The 23,261-nt window shown below is 55.6% G+C and carries 24 protein-coding genes and 1 other RNA gene; 15 read left to right on the top strand and 10 right to left on the bottom strand.

The features are described from left to right. Positions 1-38 precede the first annotated feature (38 nt). Entirely contained in the window at positions 39-1,187 is a 1,149-nt protein-coding gene (gene rlmG, locus EDC52_RS04830; protein WP_131864218.1) for a 23S rRNA (guanine(1835)-N(2))-methyltransferase RlmG, read from the bottom strand. Positions 1,188-1,401: 214 nt separating this feature from the next. On the opposite strand from rlmG, the gene EDC52_RS04825 reads away from it, so the two are divergent. Continuing rightward, positions 1,402-2,403: a Gfo/Idh/MocA family protein gene (locus EDC52_RS04825; RefSeq protein ID WP_131864217.1), complete on the top strand. Its 1,002-nt coding sequence runs from the start codon at positions 1,402-1,404 to the stop codon at positions 2,401-2,403. Positions 2,404-2,501: 98 nt separating this feature from the next. On the opposite strand, the gene EDC52_RS04820 is transcribed toward EDC52_RS04825, so the two are convergent. The 4 genes from EDC52_RS04820 to uxaC form a co-directional block, all read right to left on the bottom strand. After that, complete coding sequence (locus tag EDC52_RS04820) at positions 2,502-3,050, bottom strand: YgjV family protein (protein ID WP_131864216.1); 549 nt, start codon at positions 3,048-3,050, stop codon at positions 2,502-2,504. Between the two features lie 103 nt (positions 3,051-3,153). After that, the gene (locus EDC52_RS04815; RefSeq protein ID WP_131864215.1) at positions 3,154-4,641 is read right to left on the bottom strand and encodes a UxaA family hydrolase; all 1,488 of its coding nucleotides are present in this window, start codon (positions 4,639-4,641) and stop codon (positions 3,154-3,156) included. Between the two features lie 19 nt (positions 4,642-4,660). Then, positions 4,661-6,112 carry a tagaturonate reductase gene (locus EDC52_RS04810; RefSeq protein ID WP_131864214.1) on the bottom strand — a complete coding sequence of 484 codons (1,452 nt, stop codon included), beginning with the start codon at positions 6,110-6,112 and terminating at the stop codon, positions 4,661-4,663. A 62-nt stretch (positions 6,113-6,174) separates the two neighbouring features. Then, positions 6,175-7,584 carry a glucuronate isomerase gene (gene uxaC / locus EDC52_RS04805; protein ID WP_131864213.1) on the bottom strand — a complete coding sequence of 470 codons (1,410 nt, stop codon included), beginning with the start codon at positions 7,582-7,584 and terminating at the stop codon, positions 6,175-6,177. Positions 7,585-8,084: 500 nt separating this feature from the next. Between uxaC and EDC52_RS04800 the strand changes: the two genes are divergently transcribed. The 9 genes from EDC52_RS04800 (at position 8,085) to EDC52_RS04760 (ending at position 15,031) form a co-directional block, all read left to right on the top strand. Continuing rightward, positions 8,085-9,386 (top strand): MFS transporter, encoded by a 1,302-nt coding sequence (locus EDC52_RS04800; protein ID WP_131864212.1) that lies wholly within the window; start codon positions 8,085-8,087, stop codon positions 9,384-9,386. 272 nt (positions 9,387-9,658) lie between these two features. Beyond that, positions 9,659-10,435, top strand: coding sequence for a transcriptional regulator ExuR (gene exuR, locus EDC52_RS04795; protein ID WP_131864211.1), 777 nt, complete (start codon positions 9,659-9,661; stop codon positions 10,433-10,435). A gap of 419 nt (positions 10,436-10,854) precedes the next feature. Then, on the top strand, positions 10,855-11,529 hold the full coding sequence (locus tag EDC52_RS04790; protein ID WP_131864210.1) for a DedA family protein: 675 nt from the start codon (positions 10,855-10,857) through the stop codon (positions 11,527-11,529). Continuing rightward, on the top strand, positions 11,526-11,921 hold the full coding sequence (gene mzrA, locus EDC52_RS04785) for an EnvZ/OmpR regulon moderator MzrA (protein WP_165911658.1): 396 nt from the start codon (positions 11,526-11,528) through the stop codon (positions 11,919-11,921). The genes EDC52_RS04790 and mzrA overlap by 4 nt, the downstream gene beginning before the upstream one ends. Before the next feature lie 219 nt (positions 11,922-12,140). Then, the gene (locus EDC52_RS04780; RefSeq protein ID WP_131864208.1) at positions 12,141-12,446 is read left to right on the top strand and encodes a DUF883 family protein; all 306 of its coding nucleotides are present in this window, start codon (positions 12,141-12,143) and stop codon (positions 12,444-12,446) included. Positions 12,447-12,451: 5 nt separating this feature from the next. Then, complete coding sequence (locus EDC52_RS04775) at positions 12,452-12,898, top strand: phage holin family protein (RefSeq protein ID WP_131864207.1); 447 nt, start codon at positions 12,452-12,454, stop codon at positions 12,896-12,898. Continuing rightward, positions 12,895-13,170, top strand: a complete 276-nt coding sequence (locus tag EDC52_RS04770) for a YqjK-like family protein (RefSeq protein ID WP_131864206.1) — start codon at positions 12,895-12,897, stop codon at positions 13,168-13,170. The genes EDC52_RS04775 and EDC52_RS04770 overlap by 4 nt, the downstream gene beginning before the upstream one ends. A gap of 331 nt (positions 13,171-13,501) precedes the next feature. Then, complete coding sequence (locus tag EDC52_RS04765; protein WP_131864205.1) at positions 13,502-13,894, top strand: DoxX family protein; 393 nt, start codon at positions 13,502-13,504, stop codon at positions 13,892-13,894. 120 nt (positions 13,895-14,014) lie between these two features. Further along, the gene (locus EDC52_RS04760) at positions 14,015-15,031 is read left to right on the top strand and encodes a glutathione S-transferase family protein (protein ID WP_131864204.1); all 1,017 of its coding nucleotides are present in this window, start codon (positions 14,015-14,017) and stop codon (positions 15,029-15,031) included. On the opposite strand, the gene EDC52_RS04755 is transcribed toward EDC52_RS04760, so the two are convergent. Beyond that, positions 15,018-15,914 (bottom strand): LysR family transcriptional regulator, encoded by an 897-nt coding sequence (locus tag EDC52_RS04755; protein WP_131864203.1) that lies wholly within the window; start codon positions 15,912-15,914, stop codon positions 15,018-15,020. The two genes, EDC52_RS04760 and EDC52_RS04755, sit on opposite strands and share 14 nt — an antisense overlap. A 109-nt stretch (positions 15,915-16,023) precedes the next feature. Between EDC52_RS04755 and EDC52_RS04750 the strand changes: the two genes are divergently transcribed. Beyond that, complete coding sequence (locus EDC52_RS04750) at positions 16,024-16,725, top strand: pirin family protein (RefSeq protein ID WP_131864202.1); 702 nt, start codon at positions 16,024-16,026, stop codon at positions 16,723-16,725. Between the two features lie 49 nt (positions 16,726-16,774). Here EDC52_RS04750 and rnpB read toward each other — a convergent pair. Together rnpB and rsmI are read right to left on the bottom strand one after the other, a co-directional pair. After that, an RNA gene (rnpB, locus tag EDC52_RS04745) (RNase P RNA component class A) lies at positions 16,775-17,151 on the bottom strand. Between the two features lie 25 nt (positions 17,152-17,176). Beyond that, positions 17,177-18,046 carry a 16S rRNA (cytidine(1402)-2'-O)-methyltransferase gene (rsmI, locus tag EDC52_RS04740; RefSeq protein ID WP_131864201.1) on the bottom strand — a complete coding sequence of 290 codons (870 nt, stop codon included), beginning with the start codon at positions 18,044-18,046 and terminating at the stop codon, positions 17,177-17,179. 62 nt (positions 18,047-18,108) lie between these two features. On the opposite strand from rsmI, the gene EDC52_RS04735 reads away from it, so the two are divergent. The 4 genes from EDC52_RS04735 (at position 18,109) to dolP (ending at position 21,795) form a co-directional block, all read left to right on the top strand. Next, complete coding sequence (locus tag EDC52_RS04735; protein ID WP_131864200.1) at positions 18,109-20,205, top strand: penicillin-binding protein activator; 2,097 nt, start codon at positions 18,109-18,111, stop codon at positions 20,203-20,205. After that, on the top strand, positions 20,163-20,552 hold the full coding sequence (locus EDC52_RS04730; RefSeq protein ID WP_131864199.1) for a YraN family protein: 390 nt from the start codon (positions 20,163-20,165) through the stop codon (positions 20,550-20,552). Before EDC52_RS04735 ends, EDC52_RS04730 begins: the two co-directional genes overlap by 43 nt. Positions 20,553-20,619: 67 nt before the next feature. After that, the gene (gene diaA, locus EDC52_RS04725; RefSeq protein ID WP_131864198.1) at positions 20,620-21,210 is read left to right on the top strand and encodes a DnaA initiator-associating protein DiaA; all 591 of its coding nucleotides are present in this window, start codon (positions 20,620-20,622) and stop codon (positions 21,208-21,210) included. Positions 21,211-21,219: 9 nt separating this feature from the next. Then, positions 21,220-21,795, top strand: coding sequence for a division/outer membrane stress-associated lipid-binding lipoprotein (gene dolP, locus EDC52_RS04720; protein WP_131864197.1), 576 nt, complete (start codon positions 21,220-21,222; stop codon positions 21,793-21,795). 52 nt (positions 21,796-21,847) lie between these two features. On the opposite strand, the gene mtgA is transcribed toward dolP, so the two are convergent. Beyond that, entirely contained in the window at positions 21,848-22,579 is a 732-nt protein-coding gene (mtgA, locus tag EDC52_RS04715; RefSeq protein WP_131864196.1) for a monofunctional biosynthetic peptidoglycan transglycosylase, read from the bottom strand. Next, the gene (gene elbB, locus EDC52_RS04710) at positions 22,576-23,229 is read right to left on the bottom strand and encodes an isoprenoid biosynthesis glyoxalase ElbB (RefSeq protein WP_131864195.1); all 654 of its coding nucleotides are present in this window, start codon (positions 23,227-23,229) and stop codon (positions 22,576-22,578) included. The genes mtgA and elbB overlap by 4 nt, the downstream gene beginning before the upstream one ends. Positions 23,230-23,261 lie beyond the last annotated feature (32 nt).

Raw genomic sequence — 23,261 nt, 5'->3', positions numbered from 1 at the left:
CGGTCAACAAACCGGGTTAGCCTGCAGAAGACCGCCGGTTATCTACCGCCTTGTCCGGCGCGTGTTTTAACTGCCCGCAATACGACGAATTTCGGGTTTGCGCCAAGCGTAGTGCAATTACCGAATAGTCGTTTAATTTGCTGATAATAGTCAAGGTGACGATTAGCAACAATACGCAGCTCCCCGCCGGGGGCCAGACAGCGCTTGGCATCGCGGAACATCTCGCGGGCGATATTGTCCGTCAGGGTCTGTTGCTGATGGAACGGCGGATTGCAAAGCACCGCTTGCAGGGAGTCCGGCTCGAATCCGGCCAGAGAGTGGCCAGTGCTGAATGCACAGCGGTCGACATCCTCGGGGCGGTTAACCGCTATGTTAAGGCGGCTGGAGGCAATCGCCATATAGGATTCATCGGCAAAATGGATCTGTCCGTCAGGATTTTTCGCCAGCAGCATCAGTCCGATGACGCCGTTGCCGCAGCCCAGATCCACCAACGTGCCTGCAATCCCCTCGGGTAAATGCTGCAGAAAGAAGCGGGCGCCGATGTCCAGGGACGCGCGGGAAAACACGCTGGCATGGTTGTGGACATGGTATGGCGTACCCTCAAGCGGCCAACTTAAGGTCGGTGCCGGTGCAGGCTGCACTTGCGCCGTTGCTTTACTGAAAATAAGCCGGGCTTTTTTACGCGCCAGCGAGGTGGTGGTCGGCCCGAGAATATCGCTGAAGCGCTGCAGGGTAGAGGTATGGATATCCCGCGCCTTACCGGCGGCGATGATAATCGTCTCAGGGGTGGCGACCGCACGGACAGCGTGCAGCTGATGCTCCAGCAGGGCCAGGGTTTTAGGCACTTTTATCAACACTAGCGCCGGCGCTGGCGGCAACGGCGCCAGGCTGTCCAGGAAAGTGGCGTTCTCGGCAGGCAAGTCGTTTTTCGCCAGGTTATACCGAGCCGCCTGGTGCCCCAGCCAGGAATCGCCGATAGTGATGGGTGAACGGGAGCACAACGCCACAGTCAGCGCACCGAAGTTATCGTTGAACAGCAGCGTAGGGCCCTCTGGCAGCGGCAGTTGGCTGCAGTGCAGCAGCAGATACTCATCGGCGGCATCCCATGCCTGCAGATTGTCGCTGGCCGCATCAGGCGGGAAACGCTCAAGCTCGAAGACGCCCAGGGCCGAGTCAAAAACTGACATATATTCCACCTGATTAAAATAATTGTGCTGGTTATCCCTGAAAAATGCGCTCCAGTAAACCGTTTTTTCCCTATACCCGGCGGGACTGGGTGATATTTCCTTGAGCAGGGCCTCAATTCATCAGCGGTTGCGGGAAAAACCCATGTGTTTTCCTTGAGGTAAGGCCGTGATAATCTCGGATGTCATTTCCCCCGGCTCAGGATAATTTTTCGACATGATTCGTTTCGCTGTGATAGGCACCAATTGGATCACGCGCCAGTTTATTGAAGCGGCCCATGAATGCGGCCGTTTCAAACTGACCGCTATTTACTCCAGGCAGCAGGATAATGCCCGGGCATTCGGTGTTGATTTTCAGGTCTCGGACTGCGTTGATTCACTGGACAGTCTCGCCCCAAGGGACGATATCGATGCCGTTTATATCGCCAGTCCAAATGCCCTGCACTGCAGTCAGGCGCTCCATTTCCTGCGCCATAAAAAACACGTGATCTGTGAAAAACCTTTCGCCTCCAATCTCACAGAAGCTGAGCAGATGATAGCCTGCGCCCGAGAAAACGGCGTGGTGCTGTTCGAAGCCTTCAAAACGGCCAGCCTGCCTAATTTTAATGTGCTGCGCCAGGCCCTGCCGATGGTGGGTACCCTGCGCAAGGCGGTGTTTTCCTACTGCCAGTATTCTTCACGCTATCCCCGCTATCTGGCCGGCGAGAACCCGAATACCTTTAATCCGGCCTTTTCCAACGGATCGATCATGGATATAGGCTTTTATCCCCTGGCAAGCGCGGTGGCACTGTGGGGCGAACCCAGGTCGATACAGGCCACCGCCTCATTGCTGGCCAGTGGTGTGGACGGGCACGGTACCGTCTGCCTGGGCTACGGTGATTTTGACGTTACGCTGATTCACTCCAAGGTCAGCCGCAGCGAACTGGCCAGTGAAATACAGGGCGAGGAAGGCACGCTGGTTGTCGAGAAATTGTCCGAGTGCCAGAAGATCACCCTGTTTCCGCTACAGGGAAGCAAACAAGATTTGTCTGAACCACAGCACATTAATACCATGCTGTATGAGGCCGAACAGTTTGCCGCGCTTATAGAAACCGGCAACATCAGCCACCACGGCCTGGAGGTATCCTTGATAACCGCCAGGCTGCTGACGGAAATCCGCCGCCAGACCGGCGTGGTATTCCCTGCCGATGGACAGCAGGATCATCGCCATTCAGGCTAGGCAAACCAATACCGGCGAGCAGCAACCGGTTCGCCGCCTTGCTACGCCGGTGTAGCTATTCTCACTCTTGCGCCGGTGCGGTACAGGTGCGTGGCTCATCAGCGCTTGCTCACCGGTACCGCCTTGTTTTCGGTCTCAAAAGGATCAATGCCGCGCAGCTGGAGCCGGCGGAAGCGGATGATATTAACGCCGTTCATAATTAAAAAGCTGCCTTCGATAAGCGAACCGCCAATCGACCCCAGCCAGATATTATGGATGACCCAGCCGCAGGTCGAACACCACATTATACAGCGGGTAGTCAGCCCGCGAGTACGAAACAGCGCCCAGGTACTGACCACTGTGCTGGTAATCGGCAGGATTTCAATAAGATGATTTATCCGGCTTACCCCCAGCACCAGCGTCAGCGCAATAAAGATAAACATCACCACGATGCTGCGGGTACGGGTGGAAATAACGGTACGCAGTGCATTGAGCACCGCGCTGGTGCCGGCCGCATTGGCCCCCATCAAGAAAAAATGACAGCCGATGACCGCACTGTAAAGCGACAGCTGTAATTTGAATCTGCGCTCGCTGCGATTAAAAAACATGGTAATACCGACGGCGAAAGCCATTACACCCACCGCCTGGGCAATCCAGTAAAGATCCATGGCACCCTCATCCTGTTAAGGCAAATACCGATCAAGGCGAATAAAAGAAAACGGCGTTTCATTACTGAAACGCCGTTGCCATTCTAGGTCTAAGGTGATTGCTTTACAATGTTACACCACTTTTGAAGATCGCCAGTTCACGGAAATCATTGAGTTCGTTCTTGGACCGCTTGCCGTTGGCTATCTCGACAATCAGACCGACAAACTCCGACAGTACATCGTCCATCGACATCCCATGAATAAGCCTGCCGGCATCAAAATCAATCCAATGCGGCTTCTTGGTCGCCAGTTCACTGTTGGTGGCAAGCTTGACGGTCGGTACAAAGCCGCCATAAGGCGTACCCCGGCCAGTGCTGAACAGCACCATATGACATCCCGCCCCCGCCAGCGCACTGGTGGCAACGGCATCATTACCCGGCGCACTCAGCAGATTAAGGCCAGGAACCTGCAGCCGCTCACCGTATTTGAGGACATCCATGACCTTGCTCTGTCCGGCTTTCTGTGTACAGCCGAGTGATTTTTCCTCGAGGGTGGTTATGCCGCCGGCCTTGTTTCCCGGTGATGGATTCTCGTAGATCGGCTGCTCATGGGCAATAAAGTATTGCTTGAAGTCATTAACCATCTGCACGGTTTTTTCAAAGGTGTCACGGTCGTGGCAGCGACTCATCAGGATACGCTCGGCACCGAACATTTCCGGCACTTCAGTCAGCACCGTGGTGCCGCCGTTAGCGATCAGATAATCCGAGAAGCGTCCCAGTAGCGGGTTGGCGGTAATGCCAGAAAGACCGTCAGAGCCACCGCATTCCAGGCCAAATTTAAGCTCACTCAGTTTGCCTGGCTCACGCTGGTCGCCGCGCATCGCCTGATACAGGGCGCGTAGGCATTCCAGGCCGGCTTCCACTTCATCGTCCTGCTGCTGGCAGACCATAAAGGTTACCCGTTCCGGATCGTATTCGCCAAGGGTAGTGCGAAACACATCGACCTGATTGTTTTCGCAGCCCAGTCCAATGACCAGCACCGCGCCGGCATTGGGATGGCGCACCATATTCTGTAGCATGGTACGGGTGTTTTCATGATCCTGGCCCAGTTGGGAACAGCCAAAGGGATGGGAGAAAAGATGCACGCCGTCGATATCTTCAGCGCCAAACGTTTCCTTGAGAAAACGCTGTTGAATCTGGCGGGCGATACCGTTAACACAGCCGACGGTCGGCAAGATCCACAATTCATTGCGGATACCGACCTGGCCGTTATTGCGGCGGAAGATCTCCACCGACCGGTCGCCCATCTGGTCCGGCAGCGTCATGAACTCAGGTTCATACTGATACTGGTCCAGATCGCTCAGGTTGGTCTTGGCATTCTGCGAATGAATATGCTGACCCGCCGCTATCGGCGCAAGCGCATGACCTATCGGCAGGCCATACTTCACGATCATTTCGCCCTGTCCTATCGGTTTCAGCGCGAACTTGTGGCCGCGGGCGACAGCCTGGGGAAGCGTGATTGACGCTCCCCCGATCTCCACCGTTTCATTCTCGGCCAAGTCTTGCAGGGCGACGACCACATTGTCCAGCGGGTGTATTTTAATAATATGCATGAATTAACCTTTTCTACTCTTAACAGTAGGATGAAACAGCCTTACGCATGCCCTGCTGAAGAATGGACTGCAATTGCTGCTCGACCTGGTCAGCCAGACCCGGCACTTGCCGTAAGTCCTGCTGCCAGTGTTCGGCATCGCCCAGTACTTCAGAGACCAGGGTCCGCAGCGATACGGCGCCCTGGCTGACGCCTGCCCACAGCTCACGATAACGATTAAGCCAGTGTTCGTCGTCCTGCAGCGGATAACTTTCGCCCTGGCGTTCGCCACGGTAAAAGGCGATTAATGCCGCCAGCGCAAACGTCAGGCGGGCCGGTAATTCTCCTTTCTGCTGCTGATAAACCAGCAACTGCGGCAGAATTCGGGTACGGTATTTGGTCATGCCGTTCAGCGCGATCGACAGCAACTGATGGCGGATGAACGGGTTACGGAACCGGCCTAGGACCGCTTGGGAAAATGACGTCAGTTCGTCATGGGGCAGATCCAGCACCGGAACGATTTCCTCGGTAATGGCTTTTTCGACAAAGGCGCTGACCTGGGTATCGTTCATGGCCTCACCCACGGTATCCAGCCCGGCCAGGAAAGCCACCGGCACCAGCGCGGTATGGGCGCCATTAAGGATGGCGACTTTCCGCTCTTTATAGGGTTTGATGTCGTCGACGATAAGCACATTCAGATTGACCTTATCAAGACGCAATTCACCGGCCAGCCACTGCGGCCCCTGGATAACGAACAGATAAAAATGCTCTGCAGTGTCCAGAAATGTGTCTTTATAGCCCAGTTCAGCCTGCAACGCCTCGACTTCATCACGGGGGAAGCCGGTAACGATCCTGTCGACCAGGGTAGAACAGAAAGTGTTGCTGACCTTGAGCCAGGTAATGAATTCAGTCGGCAGGGTCCACAGCTGGGCATATTTCAGCACCAGTTCCTGCAGGGCCGACCCGTTATAGTCAATCAGCTCGCAAGGCAGTAATACCCAGCCTTTATCTGCCGCGCCGTCAAAATGGCTGAAACGCTCAAACAGTAAGCGGGTCAATTTGGCCGGATAGCTGTCGGGCGGCGTGTCGGTAAAACGGTCCGCGGCATTGAAACTGATGCCTGCCTCGGTAGTGTTGGAGAACACAAAGCGAATGTTGGCATCATGTGCCAACGCCAGGTAATCATCAAACTGGGTATAGACATTAATTTCACGATTAACCGATCGGATAATACGCGACGTTTTCACCACTTCGCCCTGTTCGTTCAGTCCGCGGATAATCGTGGTATACAGACCATCCTGGGTGCTGAGCGATGGCGGGAAATCGCTATTGATCGGGCGAACTACCACTACACCGGCATCCAAATCGGTCGTTTCATTGATGATATCAAGCTGCCAGTCGACAAAAGCGCGCAGAAAATTGCCTTCACCGAACTGGATAACCCGATCGGTATAGCGAGGGCCGGGGACGTTTTCACGGTTTAACGTTTGCATGCACTATTACCCTAAATATTCAATATTGGGGACGAGGAAGGCGCTTCCCCGTCCGCACAGGATCACAACTCGATGGCAAAGTAACTTTTTGCATTATCGAAACAGATGTTCTTGACCATCTCGCCCAGCAGTTGGATATCCGCAGGCGCTTCACCGTCCTGCACCCAATGGCCGATCATCCGGCAAAGGATGCGGCGGAAATACTCATGACGGGTATAGGACAGGAAACTACGGCTGTCGGTAAGCATGCCGACAAAACGGCTTAGCAGGCCCAGATTGGCAAGCTGGGTCATCTGGCGCTGCATACCGTCTTTCTGGTCGTTAAACCACCAGCCGGAACCAAACTGCATTTTGCCCGGCATGCCTTCGCCCTGGAAATTGCCGATCATGGTGCCGATGGTTTCGTTATCGCTAGGGTTCAGGCAATAAAGGATGGTTTTCGGCAAGGCGTTGTTTTTGGCCTGCGCATCCAGCAAACGCGACAGCGGCTGAGCAATCGGCTGGTCATTGGTTGAGTCGAAACCGGTATCAGGCCCGAGCAGTTTCAGCATCCGGCTATTGTTATTGCGCAGCGCGCCGATGTGGTACTGCTGTACCCAGCCGCGACGGTTGTATTCAGAACCCAGGAATACCAATACCGCGGTTTTGAACTGAGCCACGGCATCAGGCGCAGGAATAGTCCCCGACAGCCTGCTGGTCAGAATGCGGTCCAGGGTAGCGTCATCCGCTTCGCCATACATCACCACATCCAACGCATGATCTGACACTTTACAGCCGTGGGCGGCAAAATGATCCAGCCGTTTGCTCAGGGCCTCGCGGAGATCACTGAAGCTGCTGATAGAGGTATCAGCTGCCGCTTCCAGGCGCTTGATATAATCAGCAAAGCCTGCGGCCTCGATATTAAACGCTTTATCCGGGCGCCAGCTAGGCAATACCTTTATAGAGAAACTGCTGTCTTCAGCAACGGCTTTATGGTGGCGCAGGTCATCAATCGGATCATCAGTGGTACCCACCATTTTGACATTCATCTGCTGCATGATGCCGCGTGCGGTAAAACGGTCTTCCGCCAGTAAGGCATTGCCGCGATCCCAGACTTGCCTGGCGGTCGATGGAGAAAGCAACGTATCGGTGATCCCAAACGGACGGCGCAGTTCAAGATGCGTCCAGTGATAGAGCGGGTTGCCGATGGTATGGGGAACGGTCTGCGCCCAGGCTTCGAATTTCTCCCAGTCGCCGGCATCACCGGTACAAAAACGCTCAGCCACGCCGTTGGTGCGCATGGCGCGCCATTTGTAATGATCACCTTTCAGCCAGATATCATACAGGTTTTTGAACCGATAGTTTTCGGCGATCTGTTCAGGCGGCAAATGGCAGTGAAAGTCAAAAATTGGCTGATCCACCGCATAGTCATGATACAGACGACGGGCAAATTCGGTATCCAGTAAAAAATCTTCGGTCAAAAACGCGGACATACTAGGCTCCTCACCTTCATCTTCTCTGAGTTATGTTTCTGAATTGTTGAAAGGTGTCATACCAATTTTAGCGTATTTACGGGACCTTGCAGGCTCCTGGTAGCACATTTCCGGTCAGATTAAACAAAAACTCAACAATATTAGGTCAGTAAAGGGCTTACCGGCCTCTCTGGGGACGGGTTTATTATCCCCTAAATAAATAATGGTTTTTGTGATGGCTCTCAACTTTTAAATCTGTATGACAAGTTATCGTAGCGCCGCATTGAGCTCAGACTCAATTAATTTTTGGTAATGAGGCTTGCAGGTTCATTACCACTGAGGCGAGGCGAACCTTCGGAACAGGCAGCAGCCGATTGCCAGCCGGACCCGAGAGTTCCACGGTGATGCGTTGGCAAGGCGCATTTACCGGCATCGCTCGACAATAACGAAACCCTGGTACCCGGCATCCCCGGCGCGTTATGCCATGGGGTGACGACTTAATCTGATTGGGAGAAGTGGTAATGCGTAAAATAAAAGGGTTACGCTGGTATATGATTGCTCTGGTCACCGTAGGTACGGTGCTGGGCTACCTGACGCGTAATGCCATTGCAGTGGCGGCTCCGACCTTACAGGACCAACTGCATATCACCACCCAGCAATATTCCTATATTATTGCCGCATATTCAGCCTGTTATACCATCATGCAACCGGTTGCCGGTTATGTGCTGGATTTGCTGGGTACCAAAGTCGGCTATGCGATGTTTGCCATTCTTTGGGCGGTATTCTGCATGGGCACGGCGCTGGCCAGCAGTTGGGGCGGACTGGCGATCGCCCGCGGCGCGGTCGGTATGGCCGAAGCGGCGATGATCCCTGCCGGTTTGAAAGCCAGCAGTGAATGGTTTCCGGCCAAAGAGCGTTCTATCGCCGTCGGCTACTTTAATGTCGGATCCTCGATAGGCGCGATGCTGGCGCCACCGCTGGTGGTCTGGGCTATCGTCTTGCACAGTTGGGAAATGGCCTTCATCATTACCGGCGTACTGAGCATGGCTTGGGCGATCGCCTGGCTGGTATTCTATAAGCACCCGAAAAATCAGAAAAAACTCAGCGACGAAGAGCGCGACTATATTCTCGAGGGCCAGGAAGCCCAGCACCAGGTTAATAACGGCAAGAAAATGTCTGCCTGGCAGATCCTGAAAAACCGCCAGTTCTGGGGCATTGCCGTGCCGCGTTTCCTGGCTGAACCGGCCTGGGGTACCTTTAACGCCTGGATCCCGCTGTTTATGTTCAAGGCTTATGGATTCAACCTTAAAGAAATCGCGATGTTCGCCTGGATGCCGATGTTGTTCGCCGACCTGGGCTGTATCGTCGGCGGCTATATGCCCCCATTCTTCCAGCGCGTTTTTGGCGTTAACCTGATTGTGTCCCGTAAACTGGTGGTCACCCTGGGGGCTTTCCTGATGATTGGCCCCGGCATGATTGGTCTGTTTGCCAGCCCCTATGTCGCTATTGGCCTGCTGTGCATCGGCGGTTTTGCTCACCAGTCCCTGTCCGGCGCGCTGATTACGCTTTCCTCTGACGTGTTCGGCCGTAATGAAGTGGCCACCGCGAATGGTCTGACGGGTATGGCCGCCTGGATGGCAAGCACGATGTTTGCGCTGGTCGTCGGCGCACTGGCCGACACTATCGGCTTCAGCCCGCTGTTTGCAGTATTGGCGGTCCTTGACTTACTGGGTGCTGTGGCTATCTGGACTATACTGCAGAATCGCCCTGCTGCCGAACCCAAGCTGGAGGATGAGCAACTCAAGCCCGCCCACCTGAACTGATACTGGCCGATAGGCCCGGAGATACCGGGCCATCAGCCCTACTGACGACATTGGCTTGATATGACATCGGCTTGAAGATCGGCACCGGCAGTTCGCGGTGCCTTTTTTTATGCCGCTGGCTCATTGCAAAGAACAGTAAGCGGCCACGTTAGCGGCTGGCCTGGGCTGGTAAGAAGTGGTATAACAAATAAATATCACTCGCGCCTAACGTTTAGTATGGACGGCATCACCAGCCAAGGCCATTCTGGCCTCCTTGTCGAAGAGCACGCATCATGGAATTCACTGAAACCCGGCGGTTATATCAGCAGCTCGCAGCCGAGCTCAAACGACGCATCGAGTCAGGGAATTACCGGGTCGGTGAAAAACTTCCCGCTGAACGTTACATTGCCGAAGAAATGAACGTCAGTCGCACCGTTGTGCGTGAAGCCATCATCATGCTAGAGGTCGAGGGGTATGTTGAAGTCCGCAAGGGCTCAGGTATCCATGTCATCTCCAATCAGCAGAAAAACCTGGTCACCGCCGGCACTGAAGTCCAGTTCGCCACTGCCGGACCGTTTGAATTGCTGCAGGCCCGCCAGCTTATTGAAAGCAATATCGCCGAATTCGCCGCCACCCAGGTGACCAAGCAGGATATCGTGCAACTGATGGAAATCCAGGATAATGCCCGGCTTGAGGACCGCTTTCGCGACTCTCAGTGGGATTTGAAATTCCATGTGCAGGTCGCGCTGGCCACTCAGAATACGGCAATGGCTACCATCGTTGAGCAAATGTGGAGTCAGCGGGTACATAACCCCTATTGGCGTAAGCTCCATGAGCATATTGACGACAAATCCATCGCCAGCTGGTGCGAGGATCATGACCATATTCTGCGGGCACTGATGCGTAAGGACCCCTATGCCGCCAAGTTGGCGATGTGGCAACACCTGGAAAATACCAAGCAGATGCTTTTCCATGCCACTACCGACGATTTTGAATTCAACGTTGATCGCTACATGTTTTCGGAAAATCCGGTCGTTCACCTCGACAATCTGGCCAATAGCGTTAAATAACCCTCTGCGCCGGCCCTCAGAACGCTGACGACCCGGGCGATATTCTTATGGTCAATTAATGTTGTTTTACTGTCAGGCCATGTAAAGAGCGTTTTTTTACTCTGCCTTTCAGACAAAAACCCTGTTCAAAGCCACGGCGTCGACTATATTTTCCTGTCTCGGACATGCTGGTATTGTTACAATGGCAGGCAGTTTCTTACACTTTTTAACGGCTGCCCATTGTGCCGGTAACCACTTCGTGAATACTTCCGTGCAGAGACCATCTCAGGACACACCATGTCAGGCCGGGCGGTGATCCCGCTACTGATATATGTCATCGTTCATGAAGATAACCGGGCACTTTGCCCCTGTGCTGAGCCGAAGTTCAGCAAGATACTTTGACGGAAATAGAAAATGCTGTTTCAAGCCGGGAATATCGAATGGATATAATAAAAGACTTGCTGCACGCCCTCTGGCAACAAGATTTTGACACTCTGGCGGACCCTAAACTGGTCTGGACCATCTATTTACTGATATTTGTTATTCTTTTTCTCGAAAACGGTGTTTTACCGGCGGCCTTTCTGCCCGGCGACAGCCTGCTAATCCTTGTTGGCGTACTGGTGGCGAAGGGCACCATGAATTTTCCCCTGACCATTCTTCTGTTAACTCTCGCGGCAAGCCTTGGCAGTTGGATAAGCTACATACAAGGCCGTTGGCTGGAAAACAACCGCATCGTGCAATCCTGGCTGGCCCATCTGCCGGCACACTATCATCAGCGCGCCCACCAGATGTTTTATCGACACGGTTTATCAGCCCTGTTAGTTGGCCGCTTTGTGGCTTTCGTCCGTACGCTGCTGCCGACTATCGCCGGTCTTTCCGGACTCAGCAACGCTCGCTTTCAATTCTTCAACTGGATGAGTGCCTTTCTCTGGGTATTTATCCTGACCTCGCTCGGCTTTGTGCTGGGCAAAACGGCGCTGTTCCGTCGTTACGAGGATGAACTGATGCTGGTACTGATGCTGTTGCCGCTGGTGCTGCTGGTATTCGGTCTGTTTGGCTCGATTGTCGTGATATGGCGCCGCAAACATGCCGCCAGCGCGGAGAAAGGACGTTGAGCATTCTCACGTTGCTGCGCCGCTGCCGCCATCACCGCCTGCTGCGTTACGGCGTATTGGCCCTGGTGACGATACTCGCCGTCTGCCTGCTGCTGCCGGCATTGCTGAATAAAGAAACCGCGCTGGAAATCAAGCTGGCGAGCGAACATGGTTCGCTGCCGGACGGTTTTTATGTTTACCAACTGCTTAATGGACGCGGCATCAAAATCAAGAGCATAACTCCGGCCAGGGACAGCCTGATTATCCTGCTGGATACGCCTGAGCAAGCCTTGGCAGCTCAGCGAGCGCTGAAGGACGACCTCAAGGGTGATTATTCCATTCTGCCAAGCGATCGTCAGACTACCGGCCATTGGCTGTATAAGCTGAATAAACCCAGCGCCAGTGTAAGCTGAGCACCCGGTATTTTCCCCGCATTCAGTACAGCCCTGCCCCTGCCCGCATAGCACTGCGGGCAAATAAACCCAAGAAAAAGCCAACCGTTTTTTGCCAATTGAGAATTTCGGGCTACGCTTTACTATAAGTCTTGAATTTATATGTCAATTTAATGATACCGGCTACTTTGCTTGACCCCTGCCGGCCACCCCGATAGTCAGCGTCGAAGGAGTACAATAATGATTAAAGACACCACCTCTGAACATTTGCGCACCGAACTCAAATCTTTGGCCGACACACTTGAAGAAGTCCTGCGTGGTTCTTCGCAAAAGCCCAAGGCAGAATTTGAAAAATTGCGCAGTAAGGCGGAAAGCGCGTTAAAAGAAACTCGCACCCGCCTGGGTGATGGCAGTGAACGTCTGGCTGAACAGACTAAAATCGTCGCTGACCGGGCCGACGAATATGTTCACGAAAATCCCTGGGTAGGCATTGGTATCGGTGCTGTTGCAGGATTTATCCTTGGTGCAATCATAACCCGGCGTTAATCATAATGGATCAACATACTCAAGGCCCCGGCCAGGGCGTTTTTACTATTGGTCAACGGATAGTGACAATTCTTGTCGGTATGGTGGAAACTCGCCTTCGTCTGGCGGTAGTGGAGCTTGAAGAGGAAAAGGCCAACATTATCCAGATGCTGATGATGGCGGGCATCACCTTGTTGCTGGCGGCCTTTGGCCTGATGAGCATGCTGGTCCTGGTGATTTGGGCTATTGACCCACAGTATCGCTTAATCGCTATCGCCTGGACCACCGGCATACTGCTGTTACTGGCGATTGTTGGTGCGGTAATGACGTTGCGTAAAGCACGCCAGTCCACTCTGCTCGGTTCGACCCGTGAAGAACTTCAGGTGGATCGCAACCTGCTCGAAAAAGTCCAGGATGAGATCCGTGAGGAAGAAGCACAACGTAAACAGCAAAAGGAAAGGGAGCGCCGATGAGCCTTTCGCCCAAGAAACAGTTGCTGTTACGGAAGGTTCACCAGCAGCGCATTGAGTTATCTGCCGGTAAGCGCGAGTGGTCACTGGCCACAGAGCGCTATGATCGCGCCTGGCAGAGCATTATGCATTACCGTAAATACCTGATAGCAGGCTCAAGCCTGCTGGCAGTTTATAACCTGCGCCATCCCAGTAAACTGGTGCTGTGGGCCAGACGTGTGGTAGGGATTATGGGTACGGTTAAACTGATTCGCAAATCATTACAGTCCCGCTGACGAAATTCGCAGGCAGGGCAATGATGCCGAGTGCCGCTGCTGGTTCCTCTAGCGCAGCCATCGTATAAGCCGCCGTTGATTTACCGGCGGCTTTTTTATTTCCAATAGCACGCTGCCATTTTTGACCCTCCCGCCCATTTTCTTCCTTCCGGTTCTATATCAGTTTTTTTGAGTTAATCACACAATTTTACTCGCTATCCGCTGTCATTTGACGGCGATAAGATGCCTGCCATGCCACACCGACGGCAGACAGAGCGGCTAAGGCTGCAAAATTTCTGCCATTAATCAAAAAAAAGATTATCAGCCACGCTGAATGACCGGGAAATGAAAGATGAAAAAATTAGATGATGGTGCCATCCTGATTGCACGAGTACTGATGCCAATACTGTTTATCGTTGCCGGTTACGGCAAAATCAGCGGCTATGCCGGCACCCAGCAATATATGGAAGCCATGGGCGTACCCGGATTCCTGTTGCCCTTGACGATCCTTTTGGAATTAGGCGGCGGCCTGGCGGTACTGTTTGGTTTCCTTACCCGTACTACCGCCATCATCACCGCGGTGTTCACCCTGCTCACCGCCTTCCTGTTCCATATCGATTTCGCTCAGGGCCCGAATCAAATCATGTTCATGAAGAACCTGACCATTGCAGGCGGTTTTCTGCTGCTGGCGGTGACCGGCCCCGGCGCTTTCAGCATTGATCGCCTGCTGAACAAAAAATGGTAACGACGTAAGCTGCCATGCCGCCTGAGGAAACTATACTTGTCTCCTTAGGCATTACACTTAGATATCATGTTGGGTAAATGAGGTTTCAGGCTACGGCCATTCATTGCTAGGAGACGGTTTATGGGATTGCTCGTCGAAGGAAAATGGCAGGACCAATGGTACGATACCAAAGCCTCGGGCGGCCATTTTGAACGCTCAGCCGCGCAGTTCCGCAATTGGGTGACCCCGGACGGTTCGGCCGGTCCTGACGGTCGTAACGGCTTCGCCGCCGCCGCACATCGCTACCATCTGTATGTTTCCCTGGCCTGCCCCTGGGCGCACCGCACGCTTATCATGCGTAAGCTTAAAGGGCTGGAAAACCTTATCCCGGTTTCGGTAGTGCATCCGCTGATGCTGGAGAACGGCTGGACCTTCGATACTGATTTCCCCGCCGCTACCGGTGATCAGTTAAATCACCACCGTTATGTCTACCAACTTTATCTGCAGGCCGATCCTCGCTACAGTGGTCGCACTACGGTGCCGATACTCTGGGATACCGAGCAGCAGACCATTGTCAGCAATGAGTCCGCCGATATCATCCGCATGTTCAACCAGGCGTTCGACGTTGTCGGCGCCCGAGCGGGCGATTACTATCCTCCGGCGCTTCGCAGTCAGATCGATGCGCTTAACGGCTGGATCTACGACCAGGTGAATAATGGCGTCTACAAAGCAGGCTTCGCCACCTCTCAAGAAGCCTATGACCAGGCGGTATCCGGCGTTTTTGACGCACTTGGTCGGCTGGAAGAGATCCTGGGACGCCACCGCTTCCTGACCGGCAATCGCCTGACCGAGGCCGATCTGCGCCTGTGGACGACGCTTATCCGCTTTGATCCGGTCTATGTGACCCATTTCAAATGCTCCCGCCATCGCATCAGCGATTATTTAAATCTCAGCGGCTTCCTGCGCGATATTTACCAGATACCGGGTATTGCCGATACGGTGGATCTGGCCCACATTCGTCATCACTATTACCGCAGCCACCCGACGCTGAATCCCCAAGGGATTATCGCCATCGGACCGGATCAGGATCTGAGCGAACCTCACGGCCGGGACATACGATTCGGTACCGATGAAAACAGCAGCATTATCGCTGAGTAAACAGTTTGGGGATTTCGCGCAGAAACCAGGATTTGGCTTCACCCATGCTGTCGCGCCGCCAGGCCATGATGATATCGATTTCAACACTGTATTCCGGGCTGACTACCCTCAAGCGACCGGCGGCAATATCTTCCTCAACCAACGGATAGGGCATGGTCGCAACCCCAAGCCCCGCCAGCAGCGCTTTGCGTTTATCCGACATCGAACTGACGGTCAGGCGCTGCTGCTTGTCCAGCAACTGCACCGTCAGTACCGGCCGCTCGCGGGCGGTATCGGCGATGGCGATACCCCGATACTTGACGCGGGTCACCTCCGACAATGGCTCCGGTTCCTGGTGAATCGGATGGTCAGGGCTGGCGACATACACATTCAGTACGCGATAAAGCTTGCGGCTGTTAAATTCGGACGACGGCCGGAAATTACTGTCCGGTGCAATCACGATATCGGCCCGCCCCTGCTCCAGCCGTTCCCAGGCACCCGCCAACACTTCGGTTATCACCGATACCTGGGTATTGGCTTTTAGCGCCAGCTTGTCAATCAACGGAAACAGTTTTTCCGCCGGCACCAGGGCTTCGGCCACCACTGTCAAATGCGTTTCCCAGCCCCGGGCCAGCGCTTCGGCATCGGTGGTCAGTTTATCCGCAGCTTCTAGCAGTATACGCCCGCGCTCCAGCAGCATTCGTCCTACGTGGGTAAATTTGGTGCGGTGGCCGGAGCGATCGAACAGCACCACATCAAGCTCATCCTCAAGCTTTTGCATGGTGTAGCTGAGCGCCGACGGAACGCGGCCCAGTTCATCAGCCGCGGCGGCAAAGCTGCCCCGGCGATCAATTGCATCCATGACCCGCAACGCTTCAAGGGTTAATGCTCGGTCTCTTGCCATTGGCCACTCATTCAGGAATTTTGAATATAGCCAGCAGATTATCTTGCTAACAATCTGCCGTCCAGACCCTTAGTATTTACCTATTCTACCGCATGGAGCCGATACAACCATGATCACACCCAGAACCGCCGGCCAATGCGGCCAGGCTGACTACGGTTGGCTCCAGGCGAGATATACTTTTTCTTTTGGTCATTATTTCGACCCCGAACTGCTGGGTTTTGATGCGCTGCGCGTGCTCAACCAGGAACTGATTACCGCCGGTGCCGCCTTCCAGCCCCGCACCTATCCTCGAGTTGATATCCTGAATATCGTGCTGCAGGGCCAGGCTGAGTATCGGGACAGCGAAGGCCGCCATCTCCATGCAGGCTGCGGCGATGCCGTGTTATTGTCGGCGCAACCCGGCATCAGCTACAGCGAACACAACCCGGGTCAAACGCCGCTTACCCGCCTGCAGCTCTGGCTGGACGTATGTCCAAGCCGCGACAATCCGCCGATCCAGCATATCGGGCGCAGCCATGAATCCCTAAGCCTCATGGCCTCGCCCGATGGGGCCAATGGCAGCATGCAATTGCGGCAACAGGCCTGGATAAGGCATGTGGATTTGCCTGCCGGCGAACAGCTAACCCTGCCTTTACTGGCTAACAATGCCTACCTGCAGTCGATCAACGGACGCATGGATATTCAGCGTCAGACCGCCGACACGCTGCATCTTGACTGTGGCGACGGCGCGTTCATTCAGCAGGAATCTTCGGTGATCATCCGCGCAGTAACCGCCGCCAGGGCGCTGCTTATCGACCTGGCCCGGCAGTAGCCAGGGCAAAAAAAACCCCATGCCATTATGAGGCATGGGGTTAACGCAATAGTGGAGTTGGCCGTTAAGCCGGGTTCTGTCGTGGACAGTCATTCATCTAGGCCAACGCTCGCGCGTTGGCTCAAGCAGCCTACCCGGGTTCAGTACGGGCCGTACCTTGTGAACCCCTATTTGGCCTTGCTCCGGGTGGAGTTTACCGTGCCGCAAACTGTTGCCAGCTGCGCGGTGCGCTCTTACCGCACCCTTTCACCCTTACCTGATCCCGCCTAAGCGGGCCATCGGCGGTTTGCTCTCTGTTGCACTGGTCGTGGGTTTGCACCCCCCAGGCGTTACCTGGCACCCTGCCCTATGGAGCCCGGACTTTCCTCCCCTCAATTCCTGTTCCCGAAAGAACAAGACTCAAGCGGCGACTGTCTAGCCAACTCCGGCGCGGAGTATAGGGGTTTTCGACTCAGTTGTCATCCCCGGAAATCGCCAGGACATGGCGATACAGGGCATTTTTCTTCACGCCATGGATCTCGGCGGCAATGGCGGCGGCTTTTTTAAGCGGTAAATCCTTCTGCAGCAGTGCAAGCGTACGCAGCGCCTCCGGCGGCAAGGCGTCTTCCTCGGCGTGAAACCCTTCGACGATCAGCACCATTTCCCCCCGGGCACGCTTCTCATCCTCACTCACCCATGCCAGCAGTTCGGCGACCGGCGCCCCGGTGATATTTTCCCAGGTCTTGGTCATTTCCCGGGCCAGCACCACATAACGGGAAGGGCCCCAGACGGTGACCATATCCTGCAGGCTGTCCAGCAGGCGATGGGTTGATTCATAAAAAATCAGTGTCCTTGGCTCCTGCTCCAGCGCCCTGAGCGTATCCTGGCGTCCTTTGCGCTTTGCCGGCAGGAAACCTTCATAACAGAAGCGGTCGGAGGGCAGACCGGCGGCACAGAGCGCGGTTATCGCCGCGCAGGCCCCGGGGAGCGGAACCACGCGAATGCCGGCCTCGCGACAGCGCCGCACCAGATGATAGCCAGGATCATTAATCAGCGGCGTACCGGCGTCCGATACCAGAGCTATACTTTGCCCCTGTTGCAGTTTCGCCAGCAGCACGTCGGCTTTTTGCTGCTCGTTATGATCATGCAGCGCGAACAGGCGCGCATTTATGGCAAAATGTTGTAACAATAGGCCGGTATGACGGGTATCCTCGGCGGCAATAAGATCAACCCGCTTGAGGACCGACAGCGCCCGCAGGGTGATGTCCTCCAGATTACCAATGGGAGTCGGTACCACATAAAGCGTTGATGCGGAAATATCCGCTTGTTGGTGTTGATTCATTGTCTCATCCGGATTGCCGATTTAATATTGAGCATCTTGAAAAAAACATCACTGGATACAGTATGCTTCCCTCAAATGTCATGGGTTTGAAAACAAGGCGCGTCATCCCTGTCGTTCTGGCCGCGCTGATACTGGCAGCCTGTACCGGTCAGGCGCCGCGGGGCAGCGCCGGCGGCGTACAGGAAAAGGCAGGAGCCAGTTCATCCTACTATCTGCAGCAGATGCAGCAAAGCAGCGATGATACCAAGACCGGCTACCAATTACTTGCCATTCGCGCATTGATAAACGAAGGCAAGCTCGATGAGGCCAACCGCCAGCTCAGCGCATTGCCACAGGGGCTTAATGAAGCCCTGCAGCGTGAACGGGTGCTGCTGTCGGCAGAATTCGCTCTCGCCCAGGGCCAGCAGCAGAATGCCCTGGCGGCATTGAAGCAGCTGAATGCCGGCAGCCTCACCGATGCCCAGAAGCTCCGCTACTATCAGGCCTACATCAGTGCCGGCAAGAGCCAGCCCTCACTTGACCTCGTCCGGGTACTGATTGCTCAGGAGCCGCTGGTCGGCCAGGATGCCCATCAGCAGAATATCGATCAGACCTGGCAGGCGCTGCTGGGCCTGACCGCTCAGCAGCAAGCCGGTATTGCTATCAACGCCGATGAAAACGTGCTGCAGGGTTGGCTTGATCTGCTAAGAATCTATAACGATAACCGCCAGGATCCGACGCTGCTTAAAACCGCTATCGCCGACTGGCAGGTTCGCTATCCGCATAATCCGGCGGCCAAAACTCTGCCGACCTCGTTAAGCCAGATGCAGAACTACCAGCCGGGAAGCGTCGGCAAAATAGCGCTGCTGCTGCCGCTGAGCGGCCAGGCGCGCGTGTTTTCCAACGCCATACAGCAGGGTTTTAACGCCGCCAGAAACGGCCAGCAAATCACCGCCCCGGCGCCACAGCCGGTAGACACCGCCGCTGCCGGCGGCCAGATTCCCGCAGCAGGCGACAGCGCCGCCGCCGGTGGCCAGGTTCCCGCAGCAGGCGACAGCGCCGCTGCCGGTGGCCAGGTTCCCGCAGTTGGCGACAGCGCTGGCGATACACAGCTGCCGGTCGGCGCCACCGAGACCAACGATGGCGCAACAGGCGCCGCCGGACAGCCTGACGTTGTCCCGGCCCCTGCTGCAAATGTCGAGGTCCAGGTGTATGACACCGTGGGTCAGTCTCTGCCCGCATTGCTGACCCGGGCGCAGCAGGATGGCGCGACCCTGGTTGTCGGTCCGCTGCTGAAAAACGAAGTCGAGCAGCTCTACAACGCGCCGGGTACCCTGAATGTGCTGGCGCTCAACCACCCTGAAAACCTGCAGAACCGGCCAAACATGTGCTACTTCGCCCTCTCGCCGGAGGATGAAGCCCGAGACGCAGCCGCCCATATCTATCATCAGGGCAGGCAGCAGCCGCTGCTGCTGATCCCCCGGGGTCCGTTGGGCGACCGTGTCGCCAAAGCGTTCTCTGAAGCCTGGGCGCAGGCAGGCGGCAGTACGGTGCTTGAGCAGCGCATCGGCTCGGCCGCCGAGCTTAAACAGGGGATCAACAGCGGCGCAGGCATCCGACTTTCCGGCACGCCGGTCACCGGCACGGCCGCCGGCGCGCCACAGTCCGTGACCATTGCCGGCCTGACCCTGGACGCACCGTCATCAGACGGCGCGGTCTCTCCTTCGGCGGCGCCGAGCGGCAACGTGGATGCGGTGTACATTATTGCTACCCCGGCGGAGCTTGCGCTCATCAAACCGATGATCGACATGCGCACCAGCTCGCGCAGCAAACCGGCGCTGTTCGCCAGCTCGCGCAGCTATCAGGCCGACGCCGGACCAGACTACCGGCTGGAGCTCGATGGCCTTGAGTTCAGCGATATTCCTTTACTTACCGGTGCTAATCCCGCATTACTGCAGCAGACCCGCCGCCAGTTCAACGCGGATTATTCACTGGTGCGCTTGTACGCGATGGGCATGGATGCCTGGACGCTGGCCAATCACTTTACCCAGATGCGTCAAATTCCCGGTTTCCAGATTACAGGCGGAACCGGTCTGCTGACCGCATCAGGAGATTGTGTTATCAACAGGAAGTTATCATGGCTGAAATACCAACGGGGCCAGCTGGTTCAGGCCCAGTAAGCAGCAGGGAACGCGGTGCGCAGATGGAATTGCGCGCCCGCCATTATCTGGAGCGAGCCGGTCTGCGGTTTATCGCTGCCAACGTGACGCTGCGCGGCGGTGAAATCGATGTGATAATGCGGGATAAGCAAACCTGGGTATTCGTCGAAGTACGCTATCGCCGCAATGACGCTTTCGGTACCGCAGCCCAAAGCGTGACCATACGCAAGCAACAGCGGCTCCGGCTGGCAGCCGCAGTCTGGCTGGCGCGCCACGGAAGCAGCCTGGACACATGTGCTTGCCGTTTCGATGTATTAGCCATTACCGGACACCAGGTAGAATGGCTGCGGAATGCGTTCGGTTCATAATGGCTCCGGAACGCGCTCGACGCATCCTGATGATGATTCATTTTATAATAATTTAGGTTTAATTCACGTGCTGGAAAGAATCAAAGGCTGTTTCACCGAAAGTATCCAAACCCAGATAGCGGCTGCCGAGGCTTTACCAGACGCTATTTCCCGGGCGGCCACCACATTGGTGCAGGCGCTGCTGAACGGCAACAAGATTCTGTGCTGCGGCAATGGCACCTCGGCCGCCAATGCCCAGCATTTTGCCGCCAGCATGATCAATCGCTATGAAACCGAGCGGCCGAGCCTGCCGGCGATTGCGCTGTGCGCCGATAACGTCGTGCTGACGGCGATCGCCAACGATCGCCTGCATCAGGAGGTTTATGCCAAACAGGTCAGGGCGCTGGGCCAGGCGGGCGATGTGCTGCTGGCTATTTCTACCCGCGGCAATAGCCGGGATATCGTCAAGGCCGTTGAGGCGGCGGTCACCCGCGATATGACTATTATCGCTCTGACAGGCTATGATGGAGGTGAGCTTGCCGGACTGCTCGGCGAGCAGGACGTTGAAATCCGCATTCCTTCTCATCGCAGCGCCCGCATCCAGGAAATGCACATGCTGACGGTAAACTGCCTGTGCGATTTGATTGATAACACTTTATTCCCTCACCAGGACGATTAAGGAGCCCAAATGAAGGTTCGATCCACATTTGCACTGCTGTTCACCGCCCTGCTTCTGCAAGGGTGCGTGGGCGCGGTGGTTGTCGGCAGTGCCGCCGTCGCCACCAAGACCGCAACCGATCCACGCACTGTGGGCACCCAGGTCGATGACGGAACGCTGGAAGCGCGCGTCACCAATGCGTTGGGGAAGGATGCTCAGATCAAAAAAGAAGCCCGGGTGGTGGCAACCGCTTATCAGGGTAAAGTGCTGCTGACCGGCCAGGCGCCCTCTTCCGACATGTCTGAACGCATCAGGCAGATAACCGCCGGTGTCGATGGCGCCACGGCGGTGTATAACGAAATCCGCCAGGGCCAGCCGATTACCATGGGCAGAGCCTCCATGGATACCTGGATAACCACCAAGCTGCGTTCACAATTGCTGGCCAGCGATGCGGTCAAATCATCCAATGTGAAAGTCACCACCGAAAATGCAGAGGTGTTCCTGCTGGGTCTGGTCACCCGTGCAGAAGGCAAAGCCACCGCTGAGGTGGCCAGTAAGGTCAGCGGCGTCAAGCACGTGACGACCGCATTTACCTACCTGGATTGATTTCCCCGCCATACCGCCGGTGAACGCCATGGCGTTCACCGGCGGCAACGCGCTATCGCAGTCCGTTCGCTACCAGAAATGACTCTGAACCCATCTGGCGCATCTGACGGAGTATCCACTGCTGTCGGCGCAACACATAGCCTGAAGGCCGGTCGGCACGGTATGAATGGGGGTTGGGCAATACCGATGCCAGCAGTGCCGCTTCGGCTGCGGTCAGCCGAGCGGCCGGCTTGTGAAAATAGCGTTGGGCGGCGGCCTCTACGCCGAAGGTCCCCGGGCCGAACTCGGCAATATTCAGGTAAACCGTCAGAATGCGGCGTTTGGTCCAGACTGTTTCAATCGCCAGCGTCACGCCGGTTTCCAGCCCTTTCCTTAGCCAGCTGCGGCCATCCCACAACAGCAGATTCTTGGCGGTCTGCTGCGACAGGGTCGATGCGCCCCGTACCCGGTTGCTGGTTTCGTTATGCCGCAGCGCCTGCTGGATAGCCTCCAGATCAAATCCCCAGTGCGAGGCAAACCGCTGGTCTTCGGCGGCAATAACCGCCAGTGCCATATGAGGCGAGATCTGATCCATCGCCACCCAGTCGGAATGGGATACATAGGCGACGTCCCCGCGCATCCAGGCCCCTATCTGCCGCTCCGCCATCACCGCCGAGAAAGGAACCGGCACCCAGGCAAACAGCATGACAAGCCCCAGCCAGCAGGTTGTTAGGCACAGGGCGAAAACGGCGACTCCCCTGACCACTCTTGCTGGCAGGCTTTTACCGCCCGCCCGGCGGCTCATTCAGTCCATTCCAAAACCCGTTCGACCAACTTGTTGATGCCCTTGGCGACATCACCAATCGAAGAAGCTACCCTCCAGGCCGGCGTGGTTATCACGCGGTTATCATCATCGATAACAATATCATCGACCGGACAGACCACGTGGATACCGCCCATGCTTTCTATTAGTTCAGCGGTATCCGGATCATTGCCGGTAGTCAGCCTCAGCGGAACACCGAGTATCCGCGGCAGCAGGGCCGGGGCGATACAGATAAACCCCAATGCTTTACCTTGCTTATGTATTTCTGCCACCAAATGCCGCAGTTCGCTGTCCACTTCACACTCGGCACCCTGATTCGCCAGGCTACTCAGACTGTTGGCAACGCCGAAACCACCCGGCACAATCAGCGCATCAAGTTCATCCGCCCGGGCCTCGGAAAGGGGGCGAACCTGCCCCCTGGCAATGCGTGCCGCTTCAATGAGCATGTTGCGCTCACCTGCCATTTCCTTGCCAGAAATATGATTAATAACAATGGATTGATTCCTATCCGGCGCAAAGCAAACGGCCTCGGCAGCCAAACGATCGAGCGCCAATAATGTCAGTACCGCTTCATGGACTTCGCTACCGTCAAATGCCCCGCAGCCGCTTAATACCACACCAATACGTTTCATATTCGGTCTCTCTGAAGTAGCCGGTGAAATTC

Source organism: Biostraticola tofi (assembly GCF_004343195.1).
Classification (GTDB): domain Bacteria; phylum Pseudomonadota; class Gammaproteobacteria; order Enterobacterales; family Enterobacteriaceae; genus Biostraticola; species Biostraticola tofi.
Note: the sequence above shows the minus strand (reverse complement) of the source record. Positions and strands in the feature narration are given on the sequence as shown.

Coding starts and splice junctions, on each gene's coding strand:
- rlmG (WP_131864218.1), bottom strand. CDS start 1,187: ATGTCAGTTTTTGACTCGGCCCTGGGCGTCTTCGAGCTTGAGCGTTTC.
- EDC52_RS04825 (WP_131864217.1), top strand. CDS start 1,402: ATGATTCGTTTCGCTGTGATAGGCACCAATTGGATCACGCGCCAGTTT.
- EDC52_RS04820 (WP_131864216.1), bottom strand. CDS start 3,050: ATGGATCTTTACTGGATTGCCCAGGCGGTGGGTGTAATGGCTTTCGCC.
- EDC52_RS04815 (WP_131864215.1), bottom strand. CDS start 4,641: ATGCATATTATTAAAATACACCCGCTGGACAATGTGGTCGTCGCCCTG.
- EDC52_RS04810 (WP_131864214.1), bottom strand. CDS start 6,112: ATGCAAACGTTAAACCGTGAAAACGTCCCCGGCCCTCGCTATACCGAT.
- uxaC (WP_131864213.1), bottom strand. CDS start 7,584: ATGTCCGCGTTTTTGACCGAAGATTTTTTACTGGATACCGAATTTGCC.
- EDC52_RS04800 (WP_131864212.1), top strand. CDS start 8,085: ATGCGTAAAATAAAAGGGTTACGCTGGTATATGATTGCTCTGGTCACC.
- exuR (WP_131864211.1), top strand. CDS start 9,659: ATGGAATTCACTGAAACCCGGCGGTTATATCAGCAGCTCGCAGCCGAG.
- EDC52_RS04790 (WP_131864210.1), top strand. CDS start 10,855: ATGGATATAATAAAAGACTTGCTGCACGCCCTCTGGCAACAAGATTTT.
- EDC52_RS04780 (WP_131864208.1), top strand. CDS start 12,141: ATGATTAAAGACACCACCTCTGAACATTTGCGCACCGAACTCAAATCT.
- EDC52_RS04775 (WP_131864207.1), top strand. CDS start 12,452: ATGGATCAACATACTCAAGGCCCCGGCCAGGGCGTTTTTACTATTGGT.
- EDC52_RS04770 (WP_131864206.1), top strand. CDS start 12,895: ATGAGCCTTTCGCCCAAGAAACAGTTGCTGTTACGGAAGGTTCACCAG.
- EDC52_RS04765 (WP_131864205.1), top strand. CDS start 13,502: ATGAAAAAATTAGATGATGGTGCCATCCTGATTGCACGAGTACTGATG.
- EDC52_RS04760 (WP_131864204.1), top strand. CDS start 14,015: ATGGGATTGCTCGTCGAAGGAAAATGGCAGGACCAATGGTACGATACC.
- EDC52_RS04755 (WP_131864203.1), bottom strand. CDS start 15,914: ATGGCAAGAGACCGAGCATTAACCCTTGAAGCGTTGCGGGTCATGGAT.
- EDC52_RS04750 (WP_131864202.1), top strand. CDS start 16,024: ATGATCACACCCAGAACCGCCGGCCAATGCGGCCAGGCTGACTACGGT.
- rsmI (WP_131864201.1), bottom strand. CDS start 18,046: ATGAATCAACACCAACAAGCGGATATTTCCGCATCAACGCTTTATGTG.
- EDC52_RS04735 (WP_131864200.1), top strand. CDS start 18,109: ATGCTTCCCTCAAATGTCATGGGTTTGAAAACAAGGCGCGTCATCCCT.
- EDC52_RS04730 (WP_131864199.1), top strand. CDS start 20,163: ATGGCTGAAATACCAACGGGGCCAGCTGGTTCAGGCCCAGTAAGCAGC.
- dolP (WP_131864197.1), top strand. CDS start 21,220: ATGAAGGTTCGATCCACATTTGCACTGCTGTTCACCGCCCTGCTTCTG.
- mtgA (WP_131864196.1), bottom strand. CDS start 22,579: ATGAGCCGCCGGGCGGGCGGTAAAAGCCTGCCAGCAAGAGTGGTCAGG.
- elbB (WP_131864195.1), bottom strand. CDS start 23,229: ATGAAACGTATTGGTGTGGTATTAAGCGGCTGCGGGGCATTTGACGGT.